This window comes from Stenotrophomonas sp. SAU14A_NAIMI4_5 (genome assembly GCF_003086795.1).
Taxonomy (GTDB): domain Bacteria; phylum Pseudomonadota; class Gammaproteobacteria; order Xanthomonadales; family Xanthomonadaceae; genus Stenotrophomonas.
Map to the genome: position 1 here is coordinate 3,411,598 of NZ_CP026003.1, position 25,703 is coordinate 3,437,300.

At 66.6% G+C, this 25,703-nt stretch carries 30 protein-coding genes and 1 tRNA gene; 9 read left to right on the forward strand and 22 right to left on the reverse strand.

Going from position 1 to position 25,703, the window contains the following annotated elements; genetic code table 11:
* Positions 1–43: 43 nt before the first annotated feature.
* From C1925_RS15790 to C1925_RS15800, 3 genes are all read left to right on the forward strand, one after another.
* A complete protein-coding gene (locus tag C1925_RS15790; protein ID WP_108769708.1) occupies positions 44–1,846 on the forward strand; it encodes a copper resistance system multicopper oxidase in 1,803 nt (600 codons plus the stop codon).
* Complete coding sequence (locus tag C1925_RS15795) at positions 1,843–2,823, forward strand: copper resistance protein B (protein ID WP_108769709.1); 981 nt, start codon at positions 1,843–1,845, stop codon at positions 2,821–2,823. Before C1925_RS15790 ends, C1925_RS15795 begins: the two co-directional genes overlap by 4 nt.
* Positions 2,824–2,891: 68 nt before the next feature.
* Complete coding sequence (locus tag C1925_RS15800; RefSeq protein ID WP_108769710.1) at positions 2,892–3,404, forward strand: GNAT family N-acetyltransferase; 513 nt, start codon at positions 2,892–2,894, stop codon at positions 3,402–3,404.
* 112 nt (positions 3,405–3,516) lie between these two features.
* On the opposite strand, the gene C1925_RS15805 is transcribed toward C1925_RS15800, so the two are convergent.
* Positions 3,517–3,828: a zf-TFIIB domain-containing protein gene (locus tag C1925_RS15805; RefSeq protein WP_108769711.1), complete on the reverse strand. Its 312-nt coding sequence runs from the start codon at positions 3,826–3,828 to the stop codon at positions 3,517–3,519.
* A gap of 147 nt (positions 3,829–3,975) precedes the next feature.
* Between C1925_RS15805 and C1925_RS15810 the strand changes: the two genes are divergently transcribed.
* On the forward strand, positions 3,976–4,746 hold the full coding sequence (locus C1925_RS15810) for a CPBP family glutamic-type intramembrane protease (protein WP_108769712.1): 771 nt from the start codon (positions 3,976–3,978) through the stop codon (positions 4,744–4,746).
* 81 nt (positions 4,747–4,827) lie between these two features.
* Positions 4,828–5,250, forward strand: a complete 423-nt coding sequence (locus C1925_RS15815) for a response regulator (protein ID WP_108769713.1) — start codon at positions 4,828–4,830, stop codon at positions 5,248–5,250.
* A gap of 77 nt (positions 5,251–5,327) precedes the next feature.
* On the opposite strand, the gene C1925_RS15820 is transcribed toward C1925_RS15815, so the two are convergent.
* Together C1925_RS15820 and C1925_RS15825 are read right to left on the reverse strand one after the other, a co-directional pair.
* Positions 5,328–6,272, reverse strand: coding sequence for an alpha/beta hydrolase-fold protein (locus C1925_RS15820; protein WP_108769714.1), 945 nt, complete (start codon positions 6,270–6,272; stop codon positions 5,328–5,330).
* A 29-nt stretch (positions 6,273–6,301) separates the two neighbouring features.
* Positions 6,302–7,153 carry an alpha/beta hydrolase-fold protein gene (locus C1925_RS15825; RefSeq protein WP_108769715.1) on the reverse strand — a complete coding sequence of 284 codons (852 nt, stop codon included), beginning with the start codon at positions 7,151–7,153 and terminating at the stop codon, positions 6,302–6,304.
* A 765-nt stretch (positions 7,154–7,918) separates the two neighbouring features.
* On the opposite strand from C1925_RS15825, the gene C1925_RS21515 reads away from it, so the two are divergent.
* Both C1925_RS21515 and C1925_RS15835 read left to right on the forward strand, forming a co-directional pair.
* Positions 7,919–8,491, forward strand: coding sequence for a hypothetical protein (locus tag C1925_RS21515; protein ID WP_343125658.1), 573 nt, complete (start codon positions 7,919–7,921; stop codon positions 8,489–8,491).
* Between the two features lie 77 nt (positions 8,492–8,568).
* Positions 8,569–8,898, forward strand: a complete 330-nt coding sequence (locus C1925_RS15835; RefSeq protein WP_108769717.1) for a hypothetical protein — start codon at positions 8,569–8,571, stop codon at positions 8,896–8,898.
* A gap of 138 nt (positions 8,899–9,036) precedes the next feature.
* Here the strand turns inward: C1925_RS15835 and C1925_RS15840 are convergent, their stop codons facing one another.
* Both C1925_RS15840 and C1925_RS15845 read right to left on the reverse strand, forming a co-directional pair.
* Positions 9,037–9,522: a surface-adhesin E family protein gene (locus C1925_RS15840; RefSeq protein ID WP_108769718.1), complete on the reverse strand. Its 486-nt coding sequence runs from the start codon at positions 9,520–9,522 to the stop codon at positions 9,037–9,039.
* Between the two features lie 167 nt (positions 9,523–9,689).
* Positions 9,690–10,526: a hypothetical protein gene (locus C1925_RS15845; RefSeq protein ID WP_108769719.1), complete on the reverse strand. Its 837-nt coding sequence runs from the start codon at positions 10,524–10,526 to the stop codon at positions 9,690–9,692.
* A 320-nt stretch (positions 10,527–10,846) separates the two neighbouring features.
* Between C1925_RS15845 and C1925_RS21475 the strand changes: the two genes are divergently transcribed.
* Together C1925_RS21475 and C1925_RS15850 are read left to right on the forward strand one after the other, a co-directional pair.
* The gene (locus tag C1925_RS21475) at positions 10,847–10,975 is read left to right on the forward strand and encodes a hypothetical protein (protein ID WP_301553960.1); all 129 of its coding nucleotides are present in this window, start codon (positions 10,847–10,849) and stop codon (positions 10,973–10,975) included.
* Positions 10,976–11,171: 196 nt separating this feature from the next.
* Complete coding sequence (locus tag C1925_RS15850; protein WP_108769720.1) at positions 11,172–11,345, forward strand: AlpA family phage regulatory protein; 174 nt, start codon at positions 11,172–11,174, stop codon at positions 11,343–11,345.
* Between the two features lie 147 nt (positions 11,346–11,492).
* Here the strand turns inward: C1925_RS15850 and C1925_RS15855 are convergent.
* From C1925_RS15855 to C1925_RS15935, 17 genes are all read right to left on the reverse strand, one after another.
* Positions 11,493–11,568: transfer RNA gene (locus C1925_RS15855), tRNA-Lys, on the reverse strand.
* A 179-nt stretch (positions 11,569–11,747) separates the two neighbouring features.
* Positions 11,748–12,413, reverse strand: a complete 666-nt coding sequence (gene queC, locus C1925_RS15860; protein WP_108769721.1) for a 7-cyano-7-deazaguanine synthase QueC — start codon at positions 12,411–12,413, stop codon at positions 11,748–11,750.
* 78 nt (positions 12,414–12,491) lie between these two features.
* The gene (gene queE / locus C1925_RS15865) at positions 12,492–13,193 is read right to left on the reverse strand and encodes a 7-carboxy-7-deazaguanine synthase QueE (protein ID WP_108760530.1); all 702 of its coding nucleotides are present in this window, start codon (positions 13,191–13,193) and stop codon (positions 12,492–12,494) included.
* Between the two features lie 111 nt (positions 13,194–13,304).
* Complete coding sequence (gene ybgF, locus C1925_RS15870; protein WP_108769722.1) at positions 13,305–14,123, reverse strand: tol-pal system protein YbgF; 819 nt, start codon at positions 14,121–14,123, stop codon at positions 13,305–13,307.
* Between the two features lie 3 nt (positions 14,124–14,126).
* The gene (gene pal / locus C1925_RS15875; RefSeq protein WP_108769723.1) at positions 14,127–14,642 is read right to left on the reverse strand and encodes a peptidoglycan-associated lipoprotein Pal; all 516 of its coding nucleotides are present in this window, start codon (positions 14,640–14,642) and stop codon (positions 14,127–14,129) included.
* A gap of 62 nt (positions 14,643–14,704) precedes the next feature.
* A complete protein-coding gene (gene tolB, locus C1925_RS15880) occupies positions 14,705–16,024 on the reverse strand; it encodes a Tol-Pal system beta propeller repeat protein TolB (protein WP_108769724.1) in 1,320 nt (439 codons plus the stop codon).
* A gap of 175 nt (positions 16,025–16,199) precedes the next feature.
* Entirely contained in the window at positions 16,200–17,252 is a 1,053-nt protein-coding gene (gene tolA, locus C1925_RS15885) for a cell envelope integrity protein TolA (protein ID WP_108769725.1), read from the reverse strand.
* The gene (gene tolR, locus C1925_RS15890; RefSeq protein ID WP_108769726.1) at positions 17,242–17,670 is read right to left on the reverse strand and encodes a protein TolR; all 429 of its coding nucleotides are present in this window, start codon (positions 17,668–17,670) and stop codon (positions 17,242–17,244) included. The genes tolA and tolR overlap by 11 nt, the downstream gene beginning before the upstream one ends.
* A 24-nt stretch (positions 17,671–17,694) precedes the next feature.
* The gene (gene tolQ / locus C1925_RS15895) at positions 17,695–18,474 is read right to left on the reverse strand and encodes a protein TolQ (RefSeq protein WP_108769727.1); all 780 of its coding nucleotides are present in this window, start codon (positions 18,472–18,474) and stop codon (positions 17,695–17,697) included.
* 10 nt (positions 18,475–18,484) lie between these two features.
* A complete protein-coding gene (gene ybgC / locus C1925_RS15900) occupies positions 18,485–18,916 on the reverse strand; it encodes a tol-pal system-associated acyl-CoA thioesterase (protein ID WP_079222897.1) in 432 nt (143 codons plus the stop codon).
* The gene (ruvB, locus tag C1925_RS15905) at positions 18,906–19,946 is read right to left on the reverse strand and encodes a Holliday junction branch migration DNA helicase RuvB (protein WP_075676470.1); all 1,041 of its coding nucleotides are present in this window, start codon (positions 19,944–19,946) and stop codon (positions 18,906–18,908) included. The genes ybgC and ruvB overlap by 11 nt, the downstream gene beginning before the upstream one ends.
* 384 nt (positions 19,947–20,330) lie before the next feature.
* Positions 20,331–22,250 carry a potassium transporter Kup gene (locus C1925_RS15910; protein WP_108769728.1) on the reverse strand — a complete coding sequence of 640 codons (1,920 nt, stop codon included), beginning with the start codon at positions 22,248–22,250 and terminating at the stop codon, positions 20,331–20,333.
* Positions 22,251–22,305: 55 nt separating this feature from the next.
* On the reverse strand, positions 22,306–22,899 hold the full coding sequence (gene ruvA / locus C1925_RS15915) for a Holliday junction branch migration protein RuvA (RefSeq protein WP_025874676.1): 594 nt from the start codon (positions 22,897–22,899) through the stop codon (positions 22,306–22,308).
* Between the two features lie 13 nt (positions 22,900–22,912).
* The gene (gene ruvC, locus C1925_RS15920; protein WP_108769729.1) at positions 22,913–23,434 is read right to left on the reverse strand and encodes a crossover junction endodeoxyribonuclease RuvC; all 522 of its coding nucleotides are present in this window, start codon (positions 23,432–23,434) and stop codon (positions 22,913–22,915) included.
* Positions 23,435–23,539: 105 nt separating this feature from the next.
* Positions 23,540–24,271, reverse strand: a complete 732-nt coding sequence (locus tag C1925_RS15925) for a YebC/PmpR family DNA-binding transcriptional regulator (RefSeq protein WP_108769730.1) — start codon at positions 24,269–24,271, stop codon at positions 23,540–23,542.
* Positions 24,272–24,458: 187 nt separating this feature from the next.
* Positions 24,459–25,091 (reverse strand): alpha/beta fold hydrolase, encoded by a 633-nt coding sequence (locus C1925_RS15930; protein WP_108769731.1) that lies wholly within the window; start codon positions 25,089–25,091, stop codon positions 24,459–24,461.
* Positions 25,092–25,168: 77 nt separating this feature from the next.
* Complete coding sequence (locus tag C1925_RS15935; RefSeq protein WP_108769732.1) at positions 25,169–25,690, reverse strand: GNAT family N-acetyltransferase; 522 nt, start codon at positions 25,688–25,690, stop codon at positions 25,169–25,171.
* Between the last annotated feature and the right edge of the window lie 13 nt (positions 25,691–25,703).

Sequence of the window (25,703 nt, forward strand, 5' to 3'; positions counted from 1 at the left end):
CCGTCGGCCAGCTGCCGGCGCCTTCCCGTGTCTGGAGTCACCCATGAATACCCGCATTCCCCCCGGCCCGGGCGGCCTGCCCATGCCGTCGCGCCGCCTGTTCGTACAGGGCCTGGCCGCCGGCGGCGTGGTCGCCGGCGCCACCGCCATCGGCGTGCCGCAGCGCGCGCTCGCTGCGGCCAGCGCCACCCCGCGCCTGGCCGGCTCACCGGCCGTGCTCACCGATACCCGCGTCGAACTGGCCATCGGCGAGTCGCTGGCCAACTTCACCGGCCGCACCCGCCCGGCGATCACCGTCAACGGCTCGCTGCCCGCGCCCATCCTGCGCTGGCGCGAAGGCCAGACCGTGGACCTGTTCGTGCGCAATACGCTCGAGCGCCACCCCACCTCCATCCACTGGCACGGCATCCTGTTGCCGGCCAACATGGACGGCGTGCCCGGCCTCAGCTTCAACGGCATCGGCCCCGGCGAGACCTACCACTACCACTTCCAGCTGAAGCAGTCGGGCACCTACTGGTACCACAGCCATTCGATGTTCCAGGAGCAGGCCGGCCTGTACGGCGCGCTCATCATCGACCCGGCCGAACCGGCCCCGTACCACCACGACCGCGAGCACGTGATCCTGCTTTCGGACTGGACCGACATGGACCCGGGCGCGCTGTTCCGGCGCATGAAGAAGCTCGCCGAGCACGACAACTACTACAAGCGCACCCTGCCCGACTTCGTGCGCGACGTGCGCCGCGATGGCTGGTCGGCCGCCGTGGCCGACCGCGGCATGTGGGGCCGGATGCGGATGACGCCCACCGACATCTCCGACGTCAACGCGCACACCTACACCTACCTGATGAATGGCACGGCGCCGGCCGGCAACTGGACCGGGCTGTTCCGCAGCGGCGAGAAGGTACTGCTGCGCTTCATCAACGGCGCCTCGATGACCTACTTCGATGTGCGCATTCCCGGCCTGAAGATGACCGTGGTCGCCGCCGACGGCCAGTACATCCACCCGGTCAGCATCGATGAGTTCCGCATCGCGCCGGCCGAGACCTATGACGTGCTGGTGGAGCCGACCGGCCAGGATGCGTTTACCATTTTCTGCCAGGACATGGGCCGCACCGGCTTCGCCGCCGGCACCCTCGCCGTGCGCCATGGTCTGCAGGCCCCGGTTCCGCAGCGCGATCCGCGCCCGCTGCTGACGATGTCAGACATGGGCCATGAAATGGGTGGCCACGGTGGCCACGACATGGCATCGATGAAGAGCATGGAAGGCGGCTGCGGTGCCAGCATGGGCCACGGCGCCCACGGTGATGCCAGCGCCAGCAAGGCACCGAAGCACCCCGCCAGCGAACGCAACAACCCGCTGGTGGACATGCAGAGTTCGGCCAGCGAACCGAAGCTGGATGACCCCGGCATCGGCCTGCGCGAAAACGGCCGCCAGGTGCTGACCTACGGCGCCATGCACAGCCTGTTCGAAGACCCCGATGGCCGCGAACCCAGCCGCGAGATCGAGCTGCACCTGACCGGGCACATGGAGAAATTCGCCTGGTCGTTCGACGGCATTCCCTTCGCCAGCGCCGAACCGCTGCGGCTGAACTACGGCGAGCGCATGCGCATCGTGCTGGTCAACGACACGATGATGCAGCACCCGATCCACCTGCACGGCGTGTGGAGCGACGTGGAAAACGCCCAGGGCGAATTCCAGGTGCGCAAGCACACCGTGGACATGCCGCCGGGCACCCGCCGCAGCTACCGCGTGCGCGCCGATGCGCTCGGCCGCTGGGCCTACCACTGCCATCTGCTGTACCACATGGAAGCGGGGATGATGCGCGAAGTGAGGATCGAAGAATGAGCCGTCACCTCTCCCGCAGCCTGCTGGCCCTGGGCCTGGCCACTGCCGTGCCCGCGTTCGCGCAGTCGCATGACGCGCATGCCGGCCATGACATCGCCGCGCCCGCAAAGGCGCCGGTCGATCATTCGAAGATGGATCATTCGAAGGTGGACCACTCGAAGATGGATCATTCGAGCATGGACCACGGCGCGATGGATCACTCACAGATGGACCATTCCACGATGGACCATTCGGCAATGGGCCACGAGATGCCCTTGCCCGCGCCGAGTGAACCGCGCGACCCGATCCCGGTGCCCACCGACGCCGACCGCGCCGCCGCCTTCCCGCCCATCGACCACGGCGCCATGCAGCACGCGCCGGAGATCAACAGCCTGCTGCTGATCGATCGGCTGGAACACTGGGATGGCCGGAACGGAAATGGCCAGGCCTGGGAAGCCACCGGCTGGATCGGCGGCAACATCAACCGCCTGTGGCTGCGCAGCGATGGCGAGCGCAGTGGCAGCCGCACCGGGTCGTCTTCGCTGGAAGCGCTGTACGGCCGCAGCGTGTCGCCGTGGTGGGACTTGCTGGTGGGTGTGCGCCAGGATTTCCGCCCCGCCGATTCGCGCACCTGGGCCGCCATCGGCATCCAGGGCCTGGCACCGTACAAGTTCGAAAGCTCGGCGACGCTTTACCTGGGCTCCGGCGGGCAGGTGCTGGCCAAGGCCGAAGTGGAATACGAGGTGCTGCTGACCAATCGGCTGATCCTGCAGCCGGTGGTGGAGGCCACGTTCGCAGCCAAGGACGAACCGGAATACGGCATCGGCCGCGGCCTGAACAAGGTCGAGACCGGCCTGCGCCTGCGCTACGAGTTCAGCCGCCGCTTCGCGCCGTACATCGGCATCAGCCACGAGCGCAGTTTCGGCGATGCCGCCGACGCTACCGGTGACCACGCGCGCGACACGCGCTGGGTGGCCGGTGTGCGCATGTGGTTCTGAAGCACGACAGGGCCCCGGCAAGCGCCGGGGCCCGCTACACTGCGCCGCGTTCCATTCCGCACACCGCCATGTCCCTGCAGATCCGCCGCGCCACCCTGGCCGACGCCGAAGCGCTTTCGGCCATCGCCATTGCCACCTACACCGAAACCTGGGGCGACTCGTATCCGCCGCAGGAGCTAGACGTGTTCCTGCAGGAGCACTACGGCATCGTGCCGCAGCGCGAGGAACTGTCCGACGAGCGCAGCGCGGTCTGGCTGCTGCTGGATGGCGCGGAAGTGGTGGGTTACCTGGCCGCCGGTGCCAACACCCTGCCGCATGCCGAGGCACGCGAGGGCGACATCGAACTGAAGCGGCTGTACATCCTGGCTGCTCACCAGAACGGCGGGCATGGCGCACGACTGATGGAGGCGTTCATCGCCTGGTTGGACCAGCCACAGCGCCGCACCCTGTGGGTGGGCGTGTGGGAGGAGAACTTCGCCGCGCAGCGCTTCTATGCGCGCTACGGTTGTGAAAAAGCCGGCGAGTACGATTTCATCGTCGGCAGCACGCGCGACCGCGAGTTCATCCTGCGCCGGCGGTAAACCCGTAGAGTCGAGCTTGCTCGACTGGCCCTTGCTGTTCTGTAGAGTCGAGCCATGCTCGACTGCTGCCGGCAACAGCCAGTCGAGCATGGGCTCGACTCTACAAACAGCGTCAGAAGTCGAACAGCTCCGACAGGAAGCTTTCCTTCTTCTTTTTCTTGTAACCCTGCCCGTGCTGCCCACGGTTTTCATCCTGGCGCTGGCCAAGATGGCGGGTATCGCGATGCATCACCGGCGGCGGTGCCACCTGCGGTGCGGCCTGCACCGGTGCCGGCGGCGGCACGGCAGCCCCGGCGCGCTCGATGATCTTGTCCAGTTCACCGCGGTCCAGCCACACGCCGCGGCAGCCCGGGCAGTAGTCGATCTCGATGCCATGGCGCTCGGCCATCTGCAGGGTCTGGGTGGTACACACGGGGCACTGCATGGGCGTCGCTCCTGTTGGTCAGCCTTCGACTGTACCTGTCCATCGATGACTGTCCGGCAACATGACCGATGGCACAGGGACTAACGGCGCGTGCCCGCGCGAGGCCGGCCGCACACACTGCGGCTTCATCCCGCAGGGAATGTGTACATGTCCTCGCCCTCCCGCCTACCCACCGCCGCCCGCGTGCTGCTGGTGCTGCTCAGCGTCGGCCTCGGCCTGAACCTGCGTGACCTCACTGCCGCCGTGGGCCTGCCCATCCCGGCGTTGCCCATGCCCTACGGCGGCAGCCTGCTCGATAACGCCTTGGCCGTACTGGTGGCAGTGCTGCTTGCCGCCCTGCTGCGCCCCCGCGGCGTGGGTCTGGCGGCCAGCCTCGGCCTGCGCTGGAACGGCGCCAGCGGACCGGCCTGGGTGCTGCTGGCCAGCCTGCCGTGCTGGCTGGGCCTGGCCATGCTGGGGTCGCCCAACACCGCACTGACCACGCTGGACGCCAGCATGCTGGCCGTCCTGTTCCCGCTGGCCGAGGAAGTGCTGTTCCGTGGCCTCGGCTTCGTGCTGCTGCTGAAGATCGTGCGCGGCCCCTGGCCCCTGCTGGCGCTGCCGCAGGCGCTGCTGTTCGGCATGGTGCACTGGCTCGGCTTCGGCGGCTTCGAGGGCGGCGGCATAGCCCTGTTCGTCGGCGCGGTCATCGCCCTGGGCGGATTCATCTTCGCCTGGCTCGACCATCTGGACGGCAACACCCTCTGGTGCGGCCTGGCCCTGCACGTGTCGATGAACCTGGCCTGGAACGTGTTCAGCCTCGACGATGCGGTCGCCCTGGGCTGGCAGGCCACCAGCCTTCGCATCGGCACGGCGGTACTCGCTGTTGTCGTATTAGGCCTGCATGTGCGCCGAAAGCGTGCTGTAACGCCGCCTTAGCCCACCCTGCACGCGGGTATCACCCCACGGTCGAGCATACTTGCGCGCCTTTTCACCTTTGCTGTCCGGAGTTGTCGCGTCATGTTGCTGTCCAAGCGCCACGTTGAGCCCCGCGTCCTGCTGATCGAGGACGCCGAGGAAACCCGCGAGCTGAGCCGCATGGCGCTGGAGAGCCAGGCCTGCCACGTGGTGGGCGTGAGCTCGGCCGAAGCCGCGCTGGGGCTGCTCGCCGCCGGTGAGCGCTTCGACCTGCTGTTCACCGACGTCAACCTGGGCCCGGTCAGCGGCATCGAGGCCGCCAACCACGTGCGTGGCCTGTACCCGCAGCTGCCGATCCTGGTGACCTCGGGCATGGACCAGCACGCCGTGCTGCCGCAGCTTCGTGATGGCATCCACTTCCTGCCCAAGCCGTACAACATGAGCGAGCTGCTGGATGCCATCCGGCTGTGCTTCCGCCACGCCGATGCCGGCGTGCTGACCGGCCCGGACGCGCAAGCGGCGTAAGGCCCATTGTTCCACGCCTGGCGTGGATCTACCTCATTGCCCAGTAGATCCACGCCATGCGTGGATGAAACCTGCAATCAACCACCGGTGTACGGCCCCTCACCCGGCATCACCTCAAGCAACGCGCGGGTGATCACCCGCGGGTAGACCGTCAGATGGTCCTCACCCTCGATCACCACGTTGTCCACCTGCAGCTTGCGGCCATTGCGCTGCAGCTGCGCGGTGAAGTCCGCGGCCTGCCGCAGCATGTCGTTGCCGGTTGAATAGCGCGGCCCCGGCTTGACGGTTTCGTAGCTGCCCACCGACAACAGCACGCGGGTCGGCTGTGCCGGGATAACGGCACTGTCCTGCAGGCGCGGCAGCAACAGCTGGTCGAACCACAGCGAAGGGCTGGACAGAATGTAGGTGCTGAACAGGTCCGGCTGGGTGGTCAGCACGTAGGCGCCAAACAGTGCGCCATAGGAATGGCCTGCGAACGCTCGTCGTGCCGGATCGGTGCGGTAACGCGCGTCAATCATCGGCAGTACCTCTGCGGCCAGGAAGTCGCGGTAATGCGCGGCCCCGCCGTAGGTGACGTCATCACTGTAGTAACCATCAGGCTTCCGCACGGGATTGCTGGGCGTGTAATCGCGCGAACGGCTCTGCTTGGAGGTCAGCCCTTCCTGCGGCGGCAGCCCGACCAGGATGAAGTTCTCGATGTTGACGCCCTGCTGGCCCACCAGGTTACGCACGCTGCGCACCAGCGGAAAGCTGTACAGCGCGTCAGTCACGTACAGCACCGGATAGCGCTTTTCAGGGTGGGCCGCATAGTCGGCCGGCAAAGCAACCCAGATCGGGTAATCGCGGCCGACCGGATCGTGCACGCGCAGCGCCTCGGTATCGGGCAGCACCACGCCGGGCGTGGCGGTGGCTGCTGCCGTGCCCTGCTTCGGCGTGTTCTGCGCCGCCGGTGGTGCCACCGACATCGCGCACCCGGCCAGTGCCAGGCACATCACCGCACTCCATCCACGTCCGTGCTTCATCCGCGCTTCTCCTGTGGCCATCGGCGCTATCAAGGCTGGGCCGGCGGGTGCGCCGGGAACAGCGTGCGCAGCGCCTGCAGCGCCGCCGGGTGGTAGACCGTGCTGTGGGTTTCCTGCGGGAACGGCTGATAGCCGGCCAGCAGCGACGGCGACGCGCCCTGCAGCAGCGCGCTCAGTTGCTGCGCGGTCTGCGCCAGCTCCGGCTGCCCGCTGCTGGCCAGGAACACGCGCGGCTTGGCCTTGGCCACCGCCGGCAGCAGCTTGGGAGCCGCAGCCAGCAGCGCGCCCTTGTTCCACCACAGGCTCGGGTCCAGCGCGATATAGCTGTTGAACAGCGTCGGTTCCTGCAGCAGGGTTTCGACCACGAACAGGCCCGCCAGCGATTCGCCAATCAGCGCGCGCTCGTCGGTGGTCGGGTAGCGCTGGCGCACCTGCGGCATCAGTTCGTCACGCAGGAACGCGCGGTAGGCGGCCGAACCACCAATGCGCGGTGCGATCTTCTGGTCCTCCGGGTCGCCGCTGGGGCCGGTCATGTCGCGGCGGCGCTCGGTGTTCTCGATGCCCACCAACAGGAACGGACGCATGCTGTCGTTGCCGCTCAGCACCTGCACCAGGCCGGCCACGTGCAGGAAATCCTCGCCGATGCCACCGTCGGGCATGTACAGCACCGGCAGCGGCGTCTTCGGGTCCAGGCCCCAGGGCTGCGGGCGGTACACGTTGATGCGGCGGGTTTCGCCCAATGCCTTCGATTCGATGGTGAAGGTCTCGCCGATCACCAGCGGGCTGGCGGGTGCAGCCTGCGTGTTCGGCGCCGGTTCGGCAGCCATCAGCGGTGTAGCGGAGACGGCGGACAACAACAGCGACAGCACGATCAAGCGCATGGAGCGACCCATCCTGGGAAAGATGCCGAGCATAGCGCCATGTCGCGTGCGTTGGCGCTGCGTGATGCTTGAACTGCATCGGGGAATGACCGCGCGCACGGGTGCTACCCTGCATGGCCCCTTACAAGGAGTTGGTACATGGGCGCATTCAGCATCTGGCATTGGATCATCCTTCTGGCGGTTGTCCTGATCCCCGTCGGCATCGTGGCCGCGATCGTCGCGATTGCCCGCAAAAAGTAGATCCACGCCATGCGTGGATGACCGACCGCGCGATGATTTATGTTGACCCATGCCATGCGCGCACGGTCTGACCGCGCAATGACGTCTGTTGACGCATGCCATGCGTGGACGGTCTGACGACGCGATGACTTCTGTAGAGCCGAGCCCACGCTCGGCTGCTCTTTGCGCGAGTGGGCGGCCCAAGCACAACTCTCCTCGACCCTGTCGCATACGCACAGAAAATCAGGCCTCAAGCTCGCCCGCCCGGCCGCCATCCAAAGAAAAAGTGAAGCCAGCTTTACAAGCGTCGCCTCACAACAGATGGCTCACGCAGTGCAATTCACGACACTCCTCGCCGTGATCCACCAAACACTGCAGCAGATACGTCGCATGCTGTCGTTTGCGGCGTCACACCTGCCTGCGACACTCTCTCCGTGCGCCTGGACCTCGCAGGTCTTTCGGAAAACTCCGATTGAATTCCAGGCGCGGGCGTAACCAACATGCCGCGCCACCGACAACGGATGGCACCGGGCCTGCAAGCCCGTAGTGACATTCACGCTGTTGTTTACGCTCGCCCGTCGGCACCGTTCTCGAATGGTGCCGACGGGTGATCCGTCGGCCTTTATGGCGGGCGGTGCGTGGGGGTCTTCGGGCCCGCCGGTTAATAGCGTGATGTCATCCGGACTTGCAGCCATGCACCGTCCGCCACCCGCATCCGCGCGGTGGCGTTACCGCCCTGGATCCGAGGAAATCGAGATGAACCGACGTCCGCCCCATGCTCCCTACCCCACCAGCAACAGCGGCAACGATGATGGCGACAACCCCACGCCCGACCTGAGCACGTTCTGGGGATGCCTCAAACGCATCCGCGACGGCGACGGTGCGGATGGCCTGCTCTGGCCGGAAACCACCCTGCCGCCGGGCCGCGAACAGGCCATGGCCCGCGTAGAACGCGCAGCCGTTGGCATGCTCACCGTGGCGGAAATGCTGCACGCCGCCGAACGCTGCCGGTTGATGGCCACACCCGATCGGCATCTGGACGAAGGCGTGGTCGATGGCCTGTTCATGGCCTGCCGTGGGCTGGCCGAACTGGTATGCCGGGAAGTGCGGCCGGAGTAACTGCATCGTCATCGAGTACCGGCCCATCCCTGGGCCGGACCGATGTAAAGTCACGTGGCACTTACAAGGAGGTTCGCATGTTGAATGCACTGATCATCGCAGCACTGGCCGCAGGCCCGGCCGCATCCGCGCCCTATGCCGATTGCCTGCTGGGCAACATCCAGCCCGGCCTGACGGATCGTACCCTGCAGCTGGTGCAGCAGGCCTGCGCCGCGAAACACCCCGACAGCTTCGTTGCCGCAATGGAAATGGAGCGCCAGTTCGGCAACCAGCGGCGGGCACAGATCGATGCGGAGCGTGCTGCAGCAGAGCGTTCTGCCAATGCTGCCGCGAATGCAGCGGCGATTGCCGCGCAGGCCGCAGCAGATCGTGAGGCGGAACGAGCCAAGGGTGCCGACGCGAAGTAGGCCACGTTACCTCGGTGATCAATCGGGCCGGAGTGGTCCGCGCCATGGTGGCCATGCGGACATCACGGCGGGAGCTGATCTGATTGTGAGCGGCGTTGCGCAGCGGATTGCCGCGCAACGCTGAAGCCTGGCGCGGGCTCAGCCCGCCGAGCAGGCGACGTCCATCACCGCGGCATTCAATGTGGCCGCATGCACCGGCACAGGATCGAGCGGCTTGGGCTCGCCGCCGAGATACTCGTTGTCTGCGCTGAGTTCAATACTCGAGAGATGGGCCACGGTGTGCTTCTTGCAGTCATAGCGCGATCGCACATCCATATATCGGGTCCGGGGATGAACCTTGAGATCGTCGGGAACGGTATCAAGCACCTGACGGATCGACAGCGTGACGGTGTCACCTTCACGACGCAGCTTCTGCTGCCTGTCGATATAGGTCTTGGATGACGCACTGCTGCCCAGGTAGTACCAGCGTTCTGGCGACTTGACCCCGTCTGCTCGTGCTGATGCCAGCGTGCCTGCATTCCCCTGCGTCGCCCCCGCTTTTTCGGCCGCCTGGACCGAAGTACTGCCCAGAGCCACAGTGGCGAGAAGAATGGCGCCAACGCGCTTCAATTCAACAAACGTCATGTAATTACTGCTCCTTGCTACGACATGGGGGGAGAGAGTATGCCGTTCGACCGAGCCTCGATTTCCACTCTTGCCTGAATAGGTTGCCCTTCAACTTCGCAGCGAGGCTTGATCACGCTGCGCAAAGGCAGGACAGCGCCCGCATTGCATCTGGGCTACGCTCTGCCTCAGTGCTGGTCCAGGGAGAACGTGCGGAGCTGCCGCTCGGCCGTCTTGATGTCCTTCGGGTTCGCGCCCGAACGCGCCGGTTGCGGGCCGGCGAGCAGGGCGCCGCCGTCGGACACTTCATAGATCAGAAACGGCAGCGCGCTGAACGCCGCCTCCGGTTGCTTGCGCGCCTCGGCCGTCCACTGCTCGTAAAGATTCTTCGACAGCGCGAGCAGGTAACGCTTGCCGGGAACGAGAGCGACTTCGGACGACACCTCCATCAGCAGGCCGTCCGGCATGAGCCCGGATTTGCGCGCGAGGTACACCGTGTCTCCCGGCGTGCGCGAACCCTTCAACGAGTCGACGACGGTCAGCGGAATCGCCGACAGGAAACCGTCCAAACGGGTTCGCCCTTGCACGGCCGGCCCGGCGGTGGCGATCACGACCGTGTCGGCCATCGCCATTTGCTCGCCGGGCGAGGCCGTGCCCGAGAAAAATTTGCGCACGAGCTCGAACAGATCCACATCGCGTTTGCGATAGGCCGATACATCAGCGGCCGTGAAGCCCAGCGCCGCCAGATCGATCGCGGCCTCGCGCGTCGCGGCCTGCCGCTGCTCGACACTCAAGTCGATGACGTGGCCGGTGGCGTCGCGCAATGGCGCCGGCGGTCGCGCGTCGCCCGTCGCGACCAAGGCCTCGTACGCACCTTGGCGATCGCGCCGGGACAGGGCTTGTATGCGTTTTTGCTGGTGCGACTGCGCTTGCGCAAGTTCGTTAGCCGGCGCGGCCGAGACGGCGGCCGGGAGCGAGACGGCGGCGCCGCTCAACAGCGCCAGGAAAACCAAAGTTCGTTGCATATCACTTTCTCCTTGCGAGGTGTTCGTCCGTACCGTGGACTGGGGTCGCTGTACTGAACCGGCGGCCGGACCGCGTCGGCGGTCATTCGTTCGAAGCGAGGCACCGTGCATGAAGGGCGTGGGCGTTCGACCGTGCCTCCGGCGAATATAGCCCGGGACGTTCTCACCCGTGTCGGAGTTTTCCTAGGCGGCAGATCGACCCATCGATGCTGCTGCAGGGGGATGTTTGAGCACCAGCGACACGAGCATGAAGGCAGGGGAGCCGGTGGTCAGCGACACATTAAACCGCACAGACCAGTACCCCCGCGGGTGGGTTGTCGATGACCTTCACCTTCGCCGGTGAGGCGCATCTGCAGACCGCACGCGATGCGTGGCGTGCGCACGCATACGCCACGATCGATGCGCCCGTGACGCTGGCAGCAACTGCGAGCCAGAGGTTGACGGCCTAGATTGGCCAGGCGCTGTTCAATGATCCGGCGATGGACCTAATGCAGATCGCCAACCGAGTTGGGGGCCGCGCGGAGGGCGCTCGGCGTGCCGCTGCTCACATCTATCGGCAGCAGTTGGAGCTTTCTCGTTTCCAGAGACAGCAGCCAACCACACTACGGCCTGGCCGCAGTGGCAATCAGCAAAGCAGAGGTACACATGACCAGCACCGTCGACAGCGACAACGCCACCACGACCGACGACGCGCTGATCGCCCTGCGCAAGGTCGAAGAGGACTGCGGTTTCTCCAAGGCCAGCATCTACCGGATGATGGCGCGCGGCGAATTCCCGAAGCCTGCCAAACGCGCCGGCCGCAGCGTGCGCTGGTTGTAGTCCGAAGTGCAGCAGTGGGTGCGAAACGAATGGCGCCCGCAGGCACCGGCCTGATCAAGCACCCGGAATGTAGGCACCATCCAGGCACCAAACGAAAAAGGCACCGCAGAGCGGTGCCTTTTTGACGACCTAAGTCGTTGAATGCATTGGTGGGCCGTGATGGATTCGAACCATCGACCAAAAGATTAAAAGTCTTCTGCTCTACCGACTGAGCTAACGGCCCATGCATGCCCTGCCTCTCGACGGGGTCGGCATTTTAACCTACTTTGATGGCTGGGTGGGAGGGCAGAAGTGTGCGAACCAACGGTTCGCACCCACCAGGGGAGCAGTTCGCACCCACCAAGAGCGGGTTCGCACCCACCGGGGGCTGGTTCGAATGCCGGCCAGCGGCCGGCACTACCATTACGCGTACAGCGTCGGGTCGGCTACGCCGGCATCGGCGAAGCCCTGCGCGCGCAGGCGGCAGGCATCGCAGTGGCCGCAGGCGGCGCCGTTGGCGTCGGCGTTGTAGCAGGACACGGTCAGGCCGAAATCCACGCCCAGGCGCACGCCTTCGCTGACGATCTGCGCCTTGCTGAGGAACTGCAGCGGTGCGTGCACGGTGATGCCCGCCCCTTCCACGCCCGACTTGGTGGCCAGGTTGGCCAGCGCCTGGAAGGCGGCGATGAACTCGGGGCGGCAATCCGGGTAGCCCGAATAGTCCACGGCGTTGACGCCGCAGAAGATGTCGTTGGCGCCGAGCACTTCGGCCCAGCCCAGGGCCAGCGACAGCATGATGGTGTTGCGCGCCGGCACGTAGGTGACCGGGATGCCCTCGCCGCCCGCTTCGGGCACGTCGATGTCATCGGTCAGGGCCGAGCCGCCGATGCTGCGCAGGTCCACGTCCACGGTCTTGTGGGCGATCACGCCCTGGGCCTTGGCCACGCGAACGGCGGCGTCCAGCTCGGAGGTGTGGCGCTGGCCATAGCGCACGCTCAGGGCATGCACGGCGAAGCCCTGTTCCTGGGCCATGGCGATGACGGCGGCTGAATCCATGCCGCCGGAGAGAAGCACGACTGCCTTCTTCATGGGTAAAACATCCGGTTGGGAGGGGAAAGCCAGCACGCTGTCCCGCGCCGGAACTACATCAGGGCACCACGCCCGGGCTCATCGGCCCGGCTCGTCGTTCCACAGAATCTTGTGCAGCTGCATCTGGAAGCGCACCGGCAGCCGGTCTTCGACGATCCAGTCGGCCAGCTGGCGCGCGGTGATCTCGCCCTTGCTGGGCGAGAAGAACACGGTGCAGCGCTTCACCAGGTCGTGCTCGGCGAGCATGCCCTTGGCCCAGTCGTAATCTTCGCGGCTGCAGATGACGAACTTGATCTGGTCGCGCGCGGTCAGCAGCGGCAGGTTTTCCAGACGGTTGCGCGCGGCCTCGGCCGAGCCCGGGGTCTTGATGTCCACGACGCGCGACACGCGCGGGTCGACCGCGCTGACGTCCAGCGCGCCGGAGGTTTCCAGCGAGACGTCCATGCCGGCGTCGCAGAGCTTCTGCAGCAGCACCAGGCAGCGCTTCTGCGCCAGCGGCTCGCCGCCGGTCACGCAGACATGGCGCACGCCCTGGGCCAGCACCTCGGCCACGATGTCGTCGATATCCCACCAGGTGCCGCCGTGGAAGGCGTAGGCCGTGTCGCAGTAGTTGCAGCGCAGCGGGCAGCCGGTCAGGCGCACGAACACGGTCGGCCAGCCGGCGGTATCGGCTTCGCCCTGCAGCGAGGTGAAGATCTCGGTGATCTTCAGCCGGGGCAGCGGCGACTGCACGATTTCGCTGGGGGTAGCGACGGCGGCGGACGGGGAAACGGCGGTCATGGCGGGCAATTCTTCATGGGGCGGGCGGCCGGATCAGCAGGCGCCGGAAACGAAAGCAGCCGAGCATGGGCTCGGCTCTACAGGTTACGTATTGTACGCCGGGTCAGCGAATCAGCGGATCTGCTTGCCCAGGCGGATCGACTGCAGGCGGTCCTGCGCGGTGCGCGCGGCGTCCGAGCCCGGGTACTGCGCCACGACGGTTTCCAGGGTCTGCTGGGCCTGGTCGACCTTGCCTTCGCCATACAGCGAGAGGCCAACCTTGAGCAGGCCGCCGGAGGCCTTGTCGTGGGTGGGATAACGCGAGATCAGTTCGCGGAACTGGGTCTCGGCCATCGGGAAATTGCGGGTGGCGTAGTAGCTCTCACCCAGCCAGTACAGCGCATTGGGGGTGTAGACGCCGTTGGGGTACAGCTCCAGGAAGCTCAGGAACAGCTGTGCCGAATCGTCGTACTTGCCAGCCTTGAGGGCATCGAAGGCGACGTTGTACGAGGTGCGCTCATCACCGGTCGCCGCGAGGCTGCCCGGGTCGCCATGCACCGAAGGCGGCCGCTCGGAAGTGGCCGCTGCAGTGGGCTGCGCCGGGGCCGCAGGGGCCGTCGACGAGGTGGCCGGAACAGGCGGCAGGGCCGGCGCTGCATTGCCCCCTTCCAACCGGTTCAGGCGGCTGTCCAGATCCAGGTACTGGTCCTGGGCGGACTGCTTGAGCTGGGCGTTTTCGTGCTGGATCTGCTCGAGGGTCGACTGCAGGCTGGTGACCTGCTGCCGCAGCTGATTGATCTGGTTCAACAGGTCCTGGTTGGCACTGTTGTTGTACATCTGCTGCTCGAGGGAACCGACACGGTCGGCCAGGCTCTGCCGCTGTGCATGCGCCGGTGCGGCAGCCACGAGGGCTGCCGCAACGACCAGCATCAGTTTGATGCCAATGCGCATGGATTACTGCGCGGTGTAGACGATTTCGACGCGACGGTTCTGCGACCAGCAGGACTCGTTCGACTCGGTGCAGACCGGACGCTCTTCACCGTAGGACACGACGGTCAGCTGCGAAGCCGAGCCACCGTTGGCCTGCAGGGCCGAGTTGACGCCGTTGCCACGACGCTCGCCCAGGGCCTGGTTGTACGCGCGCGAACCGCGCTCGTCGGTGTGGCCCTGCAGGGTGATGCGCGAGGACGGACGGTCACGCAGGTACTTGGCGTGGCAAGCCATGATGGCCTGGAATTCCGGCTTCACTTCTTCCTTGTCCAGGTCGAAGTAGACAACGCGCTGGCGCAGGCAAGCGTCGGTGTCCAGGTCACCCGGGCCGTACAGGCCGGAGGTGGCCGGAGCGGTCGGAGCGGTGGTCGAACCGGTGTCGACCGGGGCTGCCGGCTCTTCCTTCACCTTCTTCGAGCAACCGGCCAGGACGGCCACAGACAGCAGGGAAACAAGCAGAACGCGGGTGGACTTGTTCATGGCAATACCTTTGTGGCTCCTAGGCCGATGAGGGGTCAATACAGGAAAATATTAACACTCTTTTAGCGTTGGGTACGGTATGGCGACCATGCCGGTTCGCGCACGTCACCATCGGCCAGCACCAGGCGCTGGCGGACGCGCCCATCGGCCGACACGGCATACAGCACACCACGGCCACCTTCGCGTGCGGCGTACAGCACCATGCTCGCGTTCGGGGCGAAGCTCGGCGACTCGTCCAGCGAGCCGACCGACAGGGTGTTCCAGCGCGGGGAGCCCAGCGAGCTGTCCATCACCGCGATCTTGTAGCTGTTGCCCGAGCCCTGTGCCACGGCGATCTTCTTGCCGTCATAGGACACCGAGGGCTTGGCGTTGTAGTTGCCCTGGAAGGTCACGCGCTCGGCACTGCCGCCGCCGGCGCCCACCTTGTAGACCTGCGGACGGCCGCCGCGGTCGGAGGTGAAGTACACCGCGCTGCCGTCCGGGGCCCAGGTCGGCTCGGTGTCGATGGCGAAGTGGTTGGTCAGCTGGGTCAGCTGCTTGCTGCCCAGGTCCATCACGTAGATCTCCGGGTTGCCCGAACGCGACAGGGTAAGGGCCAGCTTGCGGCCGTCCGGCGAGAAGGCCGGGGCGCTGTTGATGCCGCGGAAGCTGGTGACCAGCTCACGGGCGCCGGTGGAGATGTTCTGGATGTAGATGGCCGAGTTGCCACGCTCGAAGCTGACGTAGGCGAGCTTGCCGCCATCCGGGCTCCACGACGGCGACAGCAGCGGCTCGGCCGAGCGGACGATGGTCTGCGGGTTGTAGCCATCCGAGTCGGCGACCATCAGCGCGTAGCGCATGGCATCGCCCTTGCCGCTGGCGGTGACATAGGCGATGCGGGTCCAGAAGGCGCCGCGCACACCGGTGATCTTCTCGTAGATGGCATCGGCCATCTGGTGGGCCACGTCGCGCATGGCGTTGCCACGTGCGGTCATGGCCAGACCCAGCAGGCGCTCGCCCTTGGGCACGTCAAACAGTTCGTACTCGACGCGGTAGGCGCCGGCACCGGCGTCGATGACGCGGCCGACGACGATGTAGTTCTGCTTCAGTGCGCGCCAGGTCGGGAACTGGATCTCGCCGCCACGGGTCGGCTTTTCCACGATCTGCGCTTCGGGCAGCGTGCGGAACTGGCCCGAACGCTCCAGGTCGGCGCGGACGACGCCGGCCACATCGGTCTGCGGGGCGCCCGCCGAACCCTGGTAGGGCATCGGCACGATGGTAATCGGCAGCGCGGAGGCATTGCCGCCGATGATTTCAAGGTCAAGGCTCCTCTGCTGCGCGAAGGCAGCGAAGGGCAGCAACAGGGCCGCAAACACGGCAAGCCAGCGAGGCATCTTCTTCATGGAGCGCTCAGTAGGGGGAAACCGGTACGAGGGATAGCAAACGGCGGGTGAACCGCTTCGCAATCATGAACCAAGGGTACGTGAATTCCGGGTCAGTGCCAGGGTGCGCTCTCACGCACCGTTAACTTCAGCACCTCGCCGCGTAACGCGGACGGGGCTGTCCGAAGCGCCGCGATCAGTCCTGCGGCGTAAATGTCAGGTTGAGCGTACGCGCGAACACCGATTCAAAACCGCGATACGGCAGCGGCTGCGCATTGAGCACCGCGGCCTCGATCGAGCGCTTGCCGGCCTCGTCGTAGGGGCAGTTGGCGCCCACCTTGGCCTGCAGCACCTGGCCACCCGGAATCTGGGTGATGGTGATCTGGCAGCGCTGGCCGATCGGCACGCTGTCCGGACGCGTCCACGAGCCACGGATCTTGTTCACCAGCGCCGCAGCGTACTTCGCCGAAAGATCATCGCTGGTACCGCCACCGCCGTTGGCCGGCTGGGCCGCGCCGGTGCTGCCGGCCGGGGTCGTGCCTGCGGCGTTGCGCGCGGCGGCCACCTGGCGCAGCTTCTGCTCGGCCAGCTTGGCTTCCTTCTCGGCCTGCTCGCGCTTGGCCCGGATGTCGGCGATCTTCTTCTGCCGCTCGGCCTCGGCCTTGTCAGCCGCCACCTTCTGCTGGTCAGCGATCTTCTTCTTGGCGTCCTCTTCCTGCTGCTTGGCCAGGCGTGCCTTCTGCTCGGCTTCTTCCTGGCGCTTGCGTTCGGTCAGGTCGATCTGTTCCTGGCGGCGCTTGGCTTCCTGCTCCTGCTTGGCCTTCTCCTGCGAGATGGCCAGGGCATTGGCGGCTTCCTGGTCCTTGGTATCCGGCTGCGCCACGCGCTCCTGCGCCTGTTGCTGCTGCGGCGTGGGCGCGTCCTGCGGGCGCGGCTCCTCGATCGGCTGCGGCGGCGGGATGGTGTCTTCCGGCACGGGCACCGGCTCGGCGACCGGTTCGGGCAGGTCTTCCAGCTTTTCCGACTGGCGCAGGGCCTGGCGCGCGGCGGCTGCCTCGGAGGAGGACAGCGCCAGGCTGGCCTCGACCGACGGGTCGCCGGCGGCGGCTTCGGTGTTGCGCTCCGGCGACCACAGCCAGGCCACGATGAAGACCAGCGCGACCAGCACGTGCACCAGCACGGCCAGCGCCAGGGGCAGGCCCCAGCCCGGTTCCTGCTTGTGCGGCGGTGGCAGGGTGTCAGCGTGCATCGGTGGCCAGGCCTACCTTGTCGATCTTGGCGCGCTTGATGACATCCATCGCGTCGACGACCTTTTCATAGGCCACGGCACGGTCGGCGGCGACGATCACGCGCACGTCCTTGTCCTGTGCGGCGATGCCGGACAGGCGGCCCAGCAGCTCCTCGGCGCTGACCGCGGTCGGCTCCTTGGCGTCGGGCAGCTTCAGGCTCAGCTGGCCGTCCTGGCGGACCGAGACGACCACCGGGTCCTGCTTGCTTTCCAGCGCCTTGGCGTTGGACTGCGGCAGGTCAACATCAAAGCTCAGGGTAAGCAGCGGCGCGGTGACCATGAAGATGATCAACAGCACCAGCATGACGTCGATGTAGGGAACGACGTTGATTTCCGATTTCAGCTTGCGGCGCTTGCGGCGACCGATGGCAGCGGACATGGCTTGGACTCCCGGGTCAGTCGCTTACTCGTCGCCAGCGCTCTGGCGCTGCAGGATGGAGCTGAACTCTTCGGCGAAGGTTTCGAACCGCACCGACATGCGTTCCACGCGGGTGGTGAAGCGGTTGTAGGCCCACACCGCCGGGATCGCCACGAACAGGCCGATGGCGGTGGCGAACAGCGCTTCGGAGATACCCGGGGCGACGGCGGCGATACCGGCCTGGGCACCGCTGCTGATCATGTCGTGCATGGTCACCATGATGCCGAACACGGTGCCGACCAGGCCCACGTACGGGGCGGTGGAGCCGATGTTGGCCAGCAGTTCGAGGTTGCGCTCGAGCTGGTCCACTTCACGGGTGTAGGTGGTGCGCATGGCGCGCTGGGCACCTTCCAGCTGCGCGCGGCCGTCCAGGCGACGCTTGTCGCGCAGGCGGCTGTACTCGCGGAAACCGGATTCGAAGATGGCTTCCAGGCCGCCGACATTGCGGCTGCGGTCGGTGGCCGAGCTGTACAGCTTGCCCAGGTCGGCGCCGGACCAGAAGCGGTTCTCGAACTCGTCGGCTTCGCGGGTGGCCTGCTTGAACACGCGGGCCTTGCGGAAAATGATCACCCAGCTGACGAACGAGCCGATCAGCAGCAGCAGCACGATGAGCTTCACCGGCAGGCTGGCCTTGGCCATCAGTTCGAGGTAGTTGATGCCGCCGCCGGTGGTGGCCTGGGCAAGGGTCTGGGTCGCGGCGTTGCTGACATCGGCCGGCAGTGCCTCGGTGACCGTGGCCTGCAGGGCCAGGAGCGTTGCGATCATCCGTTGTTCCTCAAAGTTCGGATTCGGGGTGGAGGTAGGGTTGCAGCGCGGCAAGGACGGGTTCGTCCATGCCACGCGGGCGGAAACTGGCCGCGTCCAGTGCGGCGATGCGGACCTGGGCCGACAGCAGAAGCTCGCCGTCGCGCTCGACCCGCTGGTCGAAGACCATGCTGGCCTTCTTCAGCTGGACCAGGGTGGCGCTCACCTGCAGGGCGTCATCCAGCCGGGCCGGCTTGATGAAGTCCATCTGCATCGAACGCACCGCGAACACCATGCCGTGCTCGCTGCGCATGCGCTCCTGGCCGTAGCCCAGCGCGCGCATCCATTCGGTCCGGGCCCGTTCCATGAAGGCCACGTAGCGGGCGTGGTAGACCACCCCGCCAGCGTCCGTATCTTCCCAGTAAATGCGTGTCGGCCAACTGAATCGGGGCTCAACCGACATCGGGAACCTCCGCAAACAGGTCCTGCGGCGGGTTTTTCGGCTTCAATCCCATGTGCCGGTAGGCCTTGTGGGTGGCCATGCGGCCGCGCGCGGTGCGCACCAGGAAGCCCTGCTGGATCAGGTAGGGTTCGACCACGTCCTCCAGGGTGCCGCGCTCTTCGGACAGGGCCGCGGCCAGCGATTCGATGCCCACCGGGCCGCCGTCGAAGTAGTCGACCATGGTCTTCAGCAGGCGGCGGTCGAGTTCGTCGAAGCCTTCCGGGTCGACCTTGAGCATCTTCATGGCGGCCTGGGCGACGGCTTCGTCGATGTGGCCACCGGCCTTGACCTGGGCGTAGTCGCGCACGCGGCGCAGCAGTCGGTTGGCGATACGCGGGGTGCCACGCGCGCGACGGGCGATCTCCCCTGCCCCGTCGGCGGTGCAGTCGATGGCCAGGATGGCCGCCGAACGGCGCACGATGCGGGTCAATTCCTCGACGCTGTAGAACTCCAGGCGCTGGACGATGCCGAAGCGGTCGCGCAGCGGCGCGGTCAGCAGGCCGGCACGCGTGGTGGCGCCGATCAGGGTGAACGGCGGCAGGTCGATCTTGATCGAGCGGGCCGCGGGGCCCTCGCCGATCATGATGTCGATCTGGAAATCTTCCATTGCCGGGTACAGCACTTCCTCGACCACCGGCGACAGGCGGTGGATTTCATCGATGAAGAGCACGTCGTGCGGCTGCAGGTTGGTCAGCAGCGCGGCGAGGTCGCCGGCCTTTTCGATGACCGGGCCGGAGGTCACCCGCAGCGCCACGCCCAGTTCGTTGGCGATGACATGGCTGAGGGTGGTCTTGCCGAGGCCCGGTGGGCCGAAGATCAGCACGTGGTCGAGCGCGTCGCCACGGGCCTTGGCCGCTTCGATGTAGATTTCCAGCTGCTCGCGCACCGGCGCCTGGCCGAGGTAATCGGCCAGTCGCTTGGGTCGGATGCTGGCGTCGGCGGCGTCATCCTCGCGGGTGGCGCCGGCGCCGATGATGCGATCGTCGGTCATGTGCTGATTATGCGGCAAAAGTACGGGTTTCGGCCGGGCTGCGCCCGGCACCCGCAGAGGCAACGGCAACATCCAGAGCAACAGCCGGAGCGGACTTCCTGGGGAATGGCGGGGTGGGTCCGGTTACGGGGGACGCTGCAAGTACGTCCATGTAAGCTCGGTCGCCGCATCCATGCGGCTCACGCCCCCGCAACCGGACCCACCCCGCCTTCGACAGTTTGCTGCGAACTGCTGGCCTGCTGCTTTGGTGGGTGCCGACCGTTGGTCGGCACGGGGTCGGATCCGTTTTCCAACGGAAAACGGCTCTGACCCCTTCAGGCATTGGAACCGGGCTGATGGGGTCAGAGCCTTTTTCCTGCGGAAAAAGGATCCGACCCCGCGCGGTCAGATCTCGACCTGGGCACCCAGTTCTACCAGGCGATTGCCCGGGATGCGGAAGAAGCCCGTCGCCGGGGCGGCGTTGCGATGCATCAGCGCGAACAGCTTGTCGCGCCAGATCGGCATGCCGCGGTTGGCGGTGGCGACGATGGTTTCGCGGCTGGCGAAGAACGTGGTGTCCATCGGGTCGAAGTAGATGCCGCCGTGGTCGCACGAGCGCATCAGCGCCAGCGGCACGTCCGGGGTCTCCATGAAGCCGAAGCGCACGTAGACCCGGTAGAACTCGTCGCCCACCGATTCGATCTTCAGCCGCTGCCCTTCCATCGCATAGGGAATGGGCAGGGTTTCCACGTGCAGGAACACGTTGCGCTCGTGCAGCACCTTGTTGTGCTTGAGGTTGTGCATCAGCGCGTGCGGGGCCACGGTCGGGTCGGCGGTGAGGAACACCGCGGTGCCCGGTACGCGCACCGGCGGCGCCAGCATCAGGCCCGGCAGGAAGGTGTCGATGCGGATGCCGTCCTTGCGGATCTCATCGCGCAGCAGCTCGCGGCCACGGCGCCAGGTGCGCATCATGGTGAACAGGAAAATGCCCAGCACCACCGGGAACCACGCGCCCTGCAGCAGCTTGGCGCCGTTGGCGATGACGAAGCCCAGGTCGATGATGAAGAACACCACGCACAGCGGCAGGATCCAGTTGCGTGCCTTCGGCCACAGCGAGCGGGCCACCAGGGCCAGCAGCAGGGTGTCGATGAGCATGGTGGCCGACACCGAGATGCCGTAGGCCACGGCCAGGTTGGACGAGCTGCGGAACGCCAGCACCAGGCCGATGACCATCACCGCGATGCCCCAGTTGATGCCGGGGATGTAGATCTGGCCGATGGTGTCGTGCGAGGTGTGCTTGATGCGCATGCGCGGGATGTAGCCCAGCTGCATCGCCTGGCGCGACACCGAGAACGCACCGGTGATGACCGACTGCGAGGCGATGACCGCGGCCATGGTGGCCAGGATGATCATCGGGTACAGCGCCCAGTCCGGCACGGCCTCGAAGAACGGGTTCTTCACCGCCTCCGGATGGTTGAGTACCAGCGCGCCCTGCCCCAGGTAGTTCAGCACCAGGCATGGCAGCACGAAGAAATACCACGCATGACGGATGGGCTTGGCGCCGAAGTGGCCCATGTCGGCGTACAGCGCTTCGCCACCGGTCACCGCCAGTACCACCGCGCCGAGGATGAAGATGCCGTGCCAGCTGTGGTCCATGAAGAAGCGGATGGCCCACCACGGGTTGAAGGCCTTTAGCACTTCCGGTGAATCGACGATGTTGTAGATGCCGATGGCGGCCAGCGAAATGAACCAGATCGAGGTGATCGGCCCGAACAGCTTGCCGATCTTCTCGGTACCAAAGCGCTGCACCGCGAACACAGCCAGCAGCACCACGACCGTGATGGGCACGATGAAGCCATGCAGGCCCGGGGCCGCCACCTCCAGGCCTTCCACCGCGCCGAGCACGGAAATCGCCGGGGTGATCACACCATCGCCGAAGAACAGCGAGGCACCGAAGATACCGAGGATGCCGACCACGTACGCCGAGCGCGACCCGTTGCGCAGGGTGCGCTGGGTCAGCGCCATCAGCGCCATGATGCCGCCCTCGCCGTCATTGTCGGCGCGCATGATGATGGTCACGTACTTCAGGGTGACCACGATGTTGAGCGCCCAGAACGCCAGCGACAGCACGCCCAGCACGGTGTCGTGGTCGCTGTTGAGCCCGTAGTGCGGCGAGAACGCCTCTTTCAGGGTGTACAGCGGGCTGGTACCGATATCGCCGAAGACCACGCCGATCGCACCGATGATCAGCGCCAATCCCCCGGCCGGGGGGGCGTGACCATGGCCGCCGGGGGCGGCTGCGTGCGGGGTTTGACTGCTGGACATGGGACTCCTGGCGAAGCTCAGGCGATGGGGGAATGGGAAAAGACCAGCGCGCGCTTCAGCGCAGCGCCGACTGCAGGGCCTTGCGGATGACGGTGGCCACTTCGTCGCCTTCATTGAAGGCTTCGCGGGCCATGCGCGCCGCTTCGGTCGGCTTGTAGCCCAGCTGCTGCAGGGCCACGGTGGCGTCGGACAGCGGATCGGCCGGGGCCGGGCCGCTGCCGGTGGGCAGTGCGCCGCCGGCACCGAACTGGGCGGCGCGGTCGCGCAGCTCCAGCACCATGCGCTCGGCGGTCTTCTTGCCGATGCCCGGGATGCGGGTCAGTGCGGTGATGTCACCGGCCTGGACCATGCGCGCGAATTCCTCGACGGTGACGCCGGACAGCACGGCCAGCGCGATCTTCGCGCCGATGCCACTGACCTTCTGCACGTCGCGGAACAGCCGGCGCTCGCCCTCGCGCAGGAAGCCGTACAGCGAGACGCTGTCTTCCTTCTGCGAGTAATGGGTGTACAGGGTGACCTCGCGGCCGAGTTCGGGCAGGTCGTAGAAGGTGCTCATCGGCGCCTCCAGTTCGTAGCCCACCCCGTTCACGTCCACCACCAGCCACGGCGGTGCCTTGTAGGCGACGATGCCGCGCAGTCGACCGATCATTGCGTGCAGCTCCTCATTTGCGGCCCCAGGCCTGGCGGGCACTGAGCCCCAGGCGGTTGGCCGTCGCCCTTACGTGGGCATGGGTGATTGCCACCGCCAACGCGTCGGCCGCGTCGGCCTGCAGCTTGGTTTTCAGGTTGAGCATGAGCCCGACCATGTGTTGAACCTGTTGCTTTTCGGCGCCACCGCGGCCGACCACGGCCAGCTTGATCTCGCTGGCGGCGTATTCGTGCACCGGCAGGTCGCGCAGGACCACCGCCGAGATGGCCGCGCCACGGGCCTGGCCCAGCTTCAGAGCCGAATCGGGGTTGCGGGCCATGAAGACCTTTTCAATGGCCACTTCGTCCGGCTGGTACGTCTGGCACAGATCGGCCAGGCCCAGCACCAGCAGCTTCATGCGCTGGGGGAAATCGTCGGCGCCCAGCAGCACCAGCGGCTGGTGATGCACGTGGCTGACCTTGCCGGCGGCGTCGACATCAATGATGCCGACCCCGGTCCGCTGGGAACCGGGGTCGATGCCGAGGATGCGGGTCATGCGGCACTCCTGGCCGGGTGGAACGGGAAACGCTGGCAGGCGTATGGGCTCATGACTGTCCGCGGTGACCGTTCAACGGCCCGCGCCCAGACCGTCTGGGACGGCTCAGGCGTAGGCGTCGGCGCCGAGTTCGGCGTTGGAGTACACGTCCTGCACGTCGTCCAGATCTTCCAGCATGTCCAGCAGCTTCTTGACCTGCAGGGCGACGTCGCCCTCGACCTTGATGTCGTTGTCCGCGCGGAAGGTGATCTCGGCGTGGTCGGCGACATGGCCGGCCGCGGCCATTCCGTCCTTGACCGCGTTGAACGCGTCCGGGCTGGTGACCACGTCGATCGCACCGTCTTCCGGGTAGACCACGATGTCGTCGGCGCCGGCCTCGATGGCCGCTTCGGTGATCGCTTCTTCATCGGCACCGGCGGCGAAATGCAGCACGCCCAGGCGCTTGAACATGAAGGCGACCGAGCCTTCGGTGCCCATGTTGCCGCCGCACTTGCTGAACGCGTGGCGGACATCGGCCACGGTACGCACGCGGTTGTCGGTCAGGCAGTCGACGATGACGGCGACGCCGCCCGGGGCGTAGCCCTCGTAGCGGATTTCCTCGTAATCGACGCCTTCCAGTTCACCGGTGGCCTTCTTGATGGCGCGTTCGATCACGTCCTTGGACATGTTCACGCTCAGACCCTTGTCCATGGCAACGCGCAGGCGCGGGTTGTTGTTGGGGTCGCCTCCACCGCCGCGCGCGGCAACGCCGATCTCGCGGATGATCTTGGTGAAAATCTTGCCGCGCTTCGCGTCAGACGCGTTTTTGCGGTTTTCGATCGAGGGACCTCTTCCCATGGGTGTTACCGTCTGGCTGCTTCAGGATCAAGGCGCGGATTCTACCTGATCGGCGGCGGCAACCGTGTCTAGGGCGGGCAGATGCCGCCGGGAACGATGCCCCACGGTAGCGCCGGGCCATGCCCGGCGAAAGGCGTGCGAACCAACGGTTCGCACCCACCAGTGCAGGTCGGTCGCACCCACCAACCTACGCGGCCGCGGCGTCGCGGCTGTGGTCGAACTGGCCGTGGCGCAGGAAATGCGCGGTCTGCCGCGCGGCATCGGGCGATACCACCAGGCCGCTGTGGCTGGTGCGCACCACGCAGTGGTCGGCCAGGCCCGGGAGCTGGGTCTCGGCCAGGGCCACGGTGCCGTCGGATACGTCATCCAGCGCCCCCAGCAGGCTGCCCAGCCCGTGCGGCACCGAGCCGGCGATCAGGCCGACCTTCGCCCTGCCCTGCCAGTCGGGCAGGCCATCGAGCAGCAGTTCGCTGCTGCGCCCCAGGGCCAGGCCCCAGCCATGGTCGGACAGCGAGCGCGCCGTGCCGCTGCCGCGCAGCGGCGAGCCCAGGCAGACCACGCGCTGCACGTCCAGCTGCGGCTGGCGGCGCAGGGCCTCCAGCGCCAGCAGGCCGCCCAGGCTGTGGCCGACCAGCGACAGCGGGCCGGCGTCGGCCAGCCGCTCCAGCAGCTGCGGCACGGCCACATCGGGGCCACCGAAGATGGAGGGGTAACCGAAGGTATGCACCTGGAAACCACGGGCGCGCAGGCGCCAGGCCAGTGGCCCGACCCAGGCGCGGGCGTTCCAGATGCCGTGCAGCAGCAGTACGGGGGGAGTCATGCGTTACAGCCTGGCGTTCGGCGGGGCGGGACGTACGGTGATTGAACAGAATCGACCGGCAAGCGCCGGTGAACATCTCACGCCGGACGCGGAACCCGGCGCAGGATGAATTCCAGGTCGTTGGTTTCGCCGACCGGGAACAGGTATTCGCCGGCTTTCTCGAAGCCGTAGCGGGCATAGAAGCGCTGGGCGCCGAAGTTTTCCGACCACACCCCCAGCCACAGGGTGCGCGGGCCGTCCTGCTCCAGCCAGGCCAGTGCGGTTTCCAGCAGGCGGCTGCCCCAGCCACAACTCTGCTGGGACTTGATCAGGTACAGGCGCTTGAGCTCACCGTCACCGGGCTTCACGTCCGGGTGCGGCAGCCCGCAGGGGCCGGCGGCGGCATGGCCGACCGCCTCCCCGTCCATCTCCAGCAGCCACACCGCGTAATCGGGGTGGCCCAGGATGGTGCGCTGCCGTTCCACCGTGTAGGACTCCTCGAGGAAGTCCTGCAGGTGCTGCGGCGGGTACAGATGGCCGAAGGTCTCGGTGAACGTGCGGGCAGCCAGCGCCGACAGGGTCGGCGCGTCGTCCACGGTGGCGCGGCGGATGGAATACATGGGTCGAGTGGAC

Bases quoted from the DNA above. Each gene is read 5' to 3' on its own strand.
- C1925_RS15840 (WP_108769718.1), bottom strand. From the start codon at position 9,522: ATGACGTTTGTTGAATTGAAGCGCGTTGGCGCCATTCTTCTCGCCACT.
- tolA (WP_108769725.1), bottom strand. From the start codon at position 17,252: ATGCACGCTGACACCCTGCCACCGCCGCACAAGCAGGAACCGGGCTGG.
- C1925_RS15800 (WP_108769710.1), top strand. From the start codon at position 2,892: ATGTCCCTGCAGATCCGCCGCGCCACCCTGGCCGACGCCGAAGCGCTT.
- ruvA (WP_025874676.1), bottom strand. From the start codon at position 22,899: ATGATCGGTCGACTGCGCGGCATCGTCGCCTACAAGGCACCGCCGTGG.
- C1925_RS15850 (WP_108769720.1), top strand. From the start codon at position 11,172: ATGACCAGCACCGTCGACAGCGACAACGCCACCACGACCGACGACGCG.
- C1925_RS15790 (WP_108769708.1), top strand. From the start codon at position 44: ATGAATACCCGCATTCCCCCCGGCCCGGGCGGCCTGCCCATGCCGTCG.
- C1925_RS15825 (WP_108769715.1), bottom strand. From the start codon at position 7,153: ATGCGCTTGATCGTGCTGTCGCTGTTGTTGTCCGCCGTCTCCGCTACA.
- C1925_RS15845 (WP_108769719.1), bottom strand. From the start codon at position 10,526: ATGCAACGAACTTTGGTTTTCCTGGCGCTGTTGAGCGGCGCCGCCGTC.
- C1925_RS15835 (WP_108769717.1), top strand. From the start codon at position 8,569: ATGTTGAATGCACTGATCATCGCAGCACTGGCCGCAGGCCCGGCCGCA.
- C1925_RS15910 (WP_108769728.1), bottom strand. From the start codon at position 22,250: ATGTCCAGCAGTCAAACCCCGCACGCAGCCGCCCCCGGCGGCCATGGT.
- tolB (WP_108769724.1), bottom strand. From the start codon at position 16,024: ATGAAGAAGATGCCTCGCTGGCTTGCCGTGTTTGCGGCCCTGTTGCTG.
- C1925_RS15935 (WP_108769732.1), bottom strand. From the start codon at position 25,690: ATGTATTCCATCCGCCGCGCCACCGTGGACGACGCGCCGACCCTGTCG.
- ybgC (WP_079222897.1), bottom strand. From the start codon at position 18,916: ATGTCGGTTGAGCCCCGATTCAGTTGGCCGACACGCATTTACTGGGAA.
- tolR (WP_108769726.1), bottom strand. From the start codon at position 17,670: ATGTCCGCTGCCATCGGTCGCCGCAAGCGCCGCAAGCTGAAATCGGAA.
- ruvB (WP_075676470.1), bottom strand. From the start codon at position 19,946: ATGACCGACGATCGCATCATCGGCGCCGGCGCCACCCGCGAGGATGAC.
- C1925_RS15805 (WP_108769711.1), bottom strand. From the start codon at position 3,828: ATGCAGTGCCCCGTGTGTACCACCCAGACCCTGCAGATGGCCGAGCGC.
- queE (WP_108760530.1), bottom strand. From the start codon at position 13,193: ATGACCGCCGTTTCCCCGTCCGCCGCCGTCGCTACCCCCAGCGAAATC.
- C1925_RS15820 (WP_108769714.1), bottom strand. From the start codon at position 6,272: ATGAAGCACGGACGTGGATGGAGTGCGGTGATGTGCCTGGCACTGGCC.
- C1925_RS15930 (WP_108769731.1), bottom strand. From the start codon at position 25,091: ATGACTCCCCCCGTACTGCTGCTGCACGGCATCTGGAACGCCCGCGCC.
- C1925_RS15815 (WP_108769713.1), top strand. From the start codon at position 4,828: ATGTTGCTGTCCAAGCGCCACGTTGAGCCCCGCGTCCTGCTGATCGAG.
- C1925_RS15925 (WP_108769730.1), bottom strand. From the start codon at position 24,271: ATGGGAAGAGGTCCCTCGATCGAAAACCGCAAAAACGCGTCTGACGCG.
- pal (WP_108769723.1), bottom strand. From the start codon at position 14,642: ATGAACAAGTCCACCCGCGTTCTGCTTGTTTCCCTGCTGTCTGTGGCC.
- tolQ (WP_108769727.1), bottom strand. From the start codon at position 18,474: ATGATCGCAACGCTCCTGGCCCTGCAGGCCACGGTCACCGAGGCACTG.
- C1925_RS15795 (WP_108769709.1), top strand. From the start codon at position 1,843: ATGAGCCGTCACCTCTCCCGCAGCCTGCTGGCCCTGGGCCTGGCCACT.
- queC (WP_108769721.1), bottom strand. From the start codon at position 12,413: ATGAAGAAGGCAGTCGTGCTTCTCTCCGGCGGCATGGATTCAGCCGCC.
- C1925_RS15810 (WP_108769712.1), top strand. From the start codon at position 3,976: ATGTCCTCGCCCTCCCGCCTACCCACCGCCGCCCGCGTGCTGCTGGTG.
- ybgF (WP_108769722.1), bottom strand. From the start codon at position 14,123: ATGCGCATTGGCATCAAACTGATGCTGGTCGTTGCGGCAGCCCTCGTG.
- ruvC (WP_108769729.1), bottom strand. From the start codon at position 23,434: ATGACCCGCATCCTCGGCATCGACCCCGGTTCCCAGCGGACCGGGGTC.
- C1925_RS21475 (WP_301553960.1), top strand. From the start codon at position 10,847: ATGACCTTCACCTTCGCCGGTGAGGCGCATCTGCAGACCGCACGCGAT.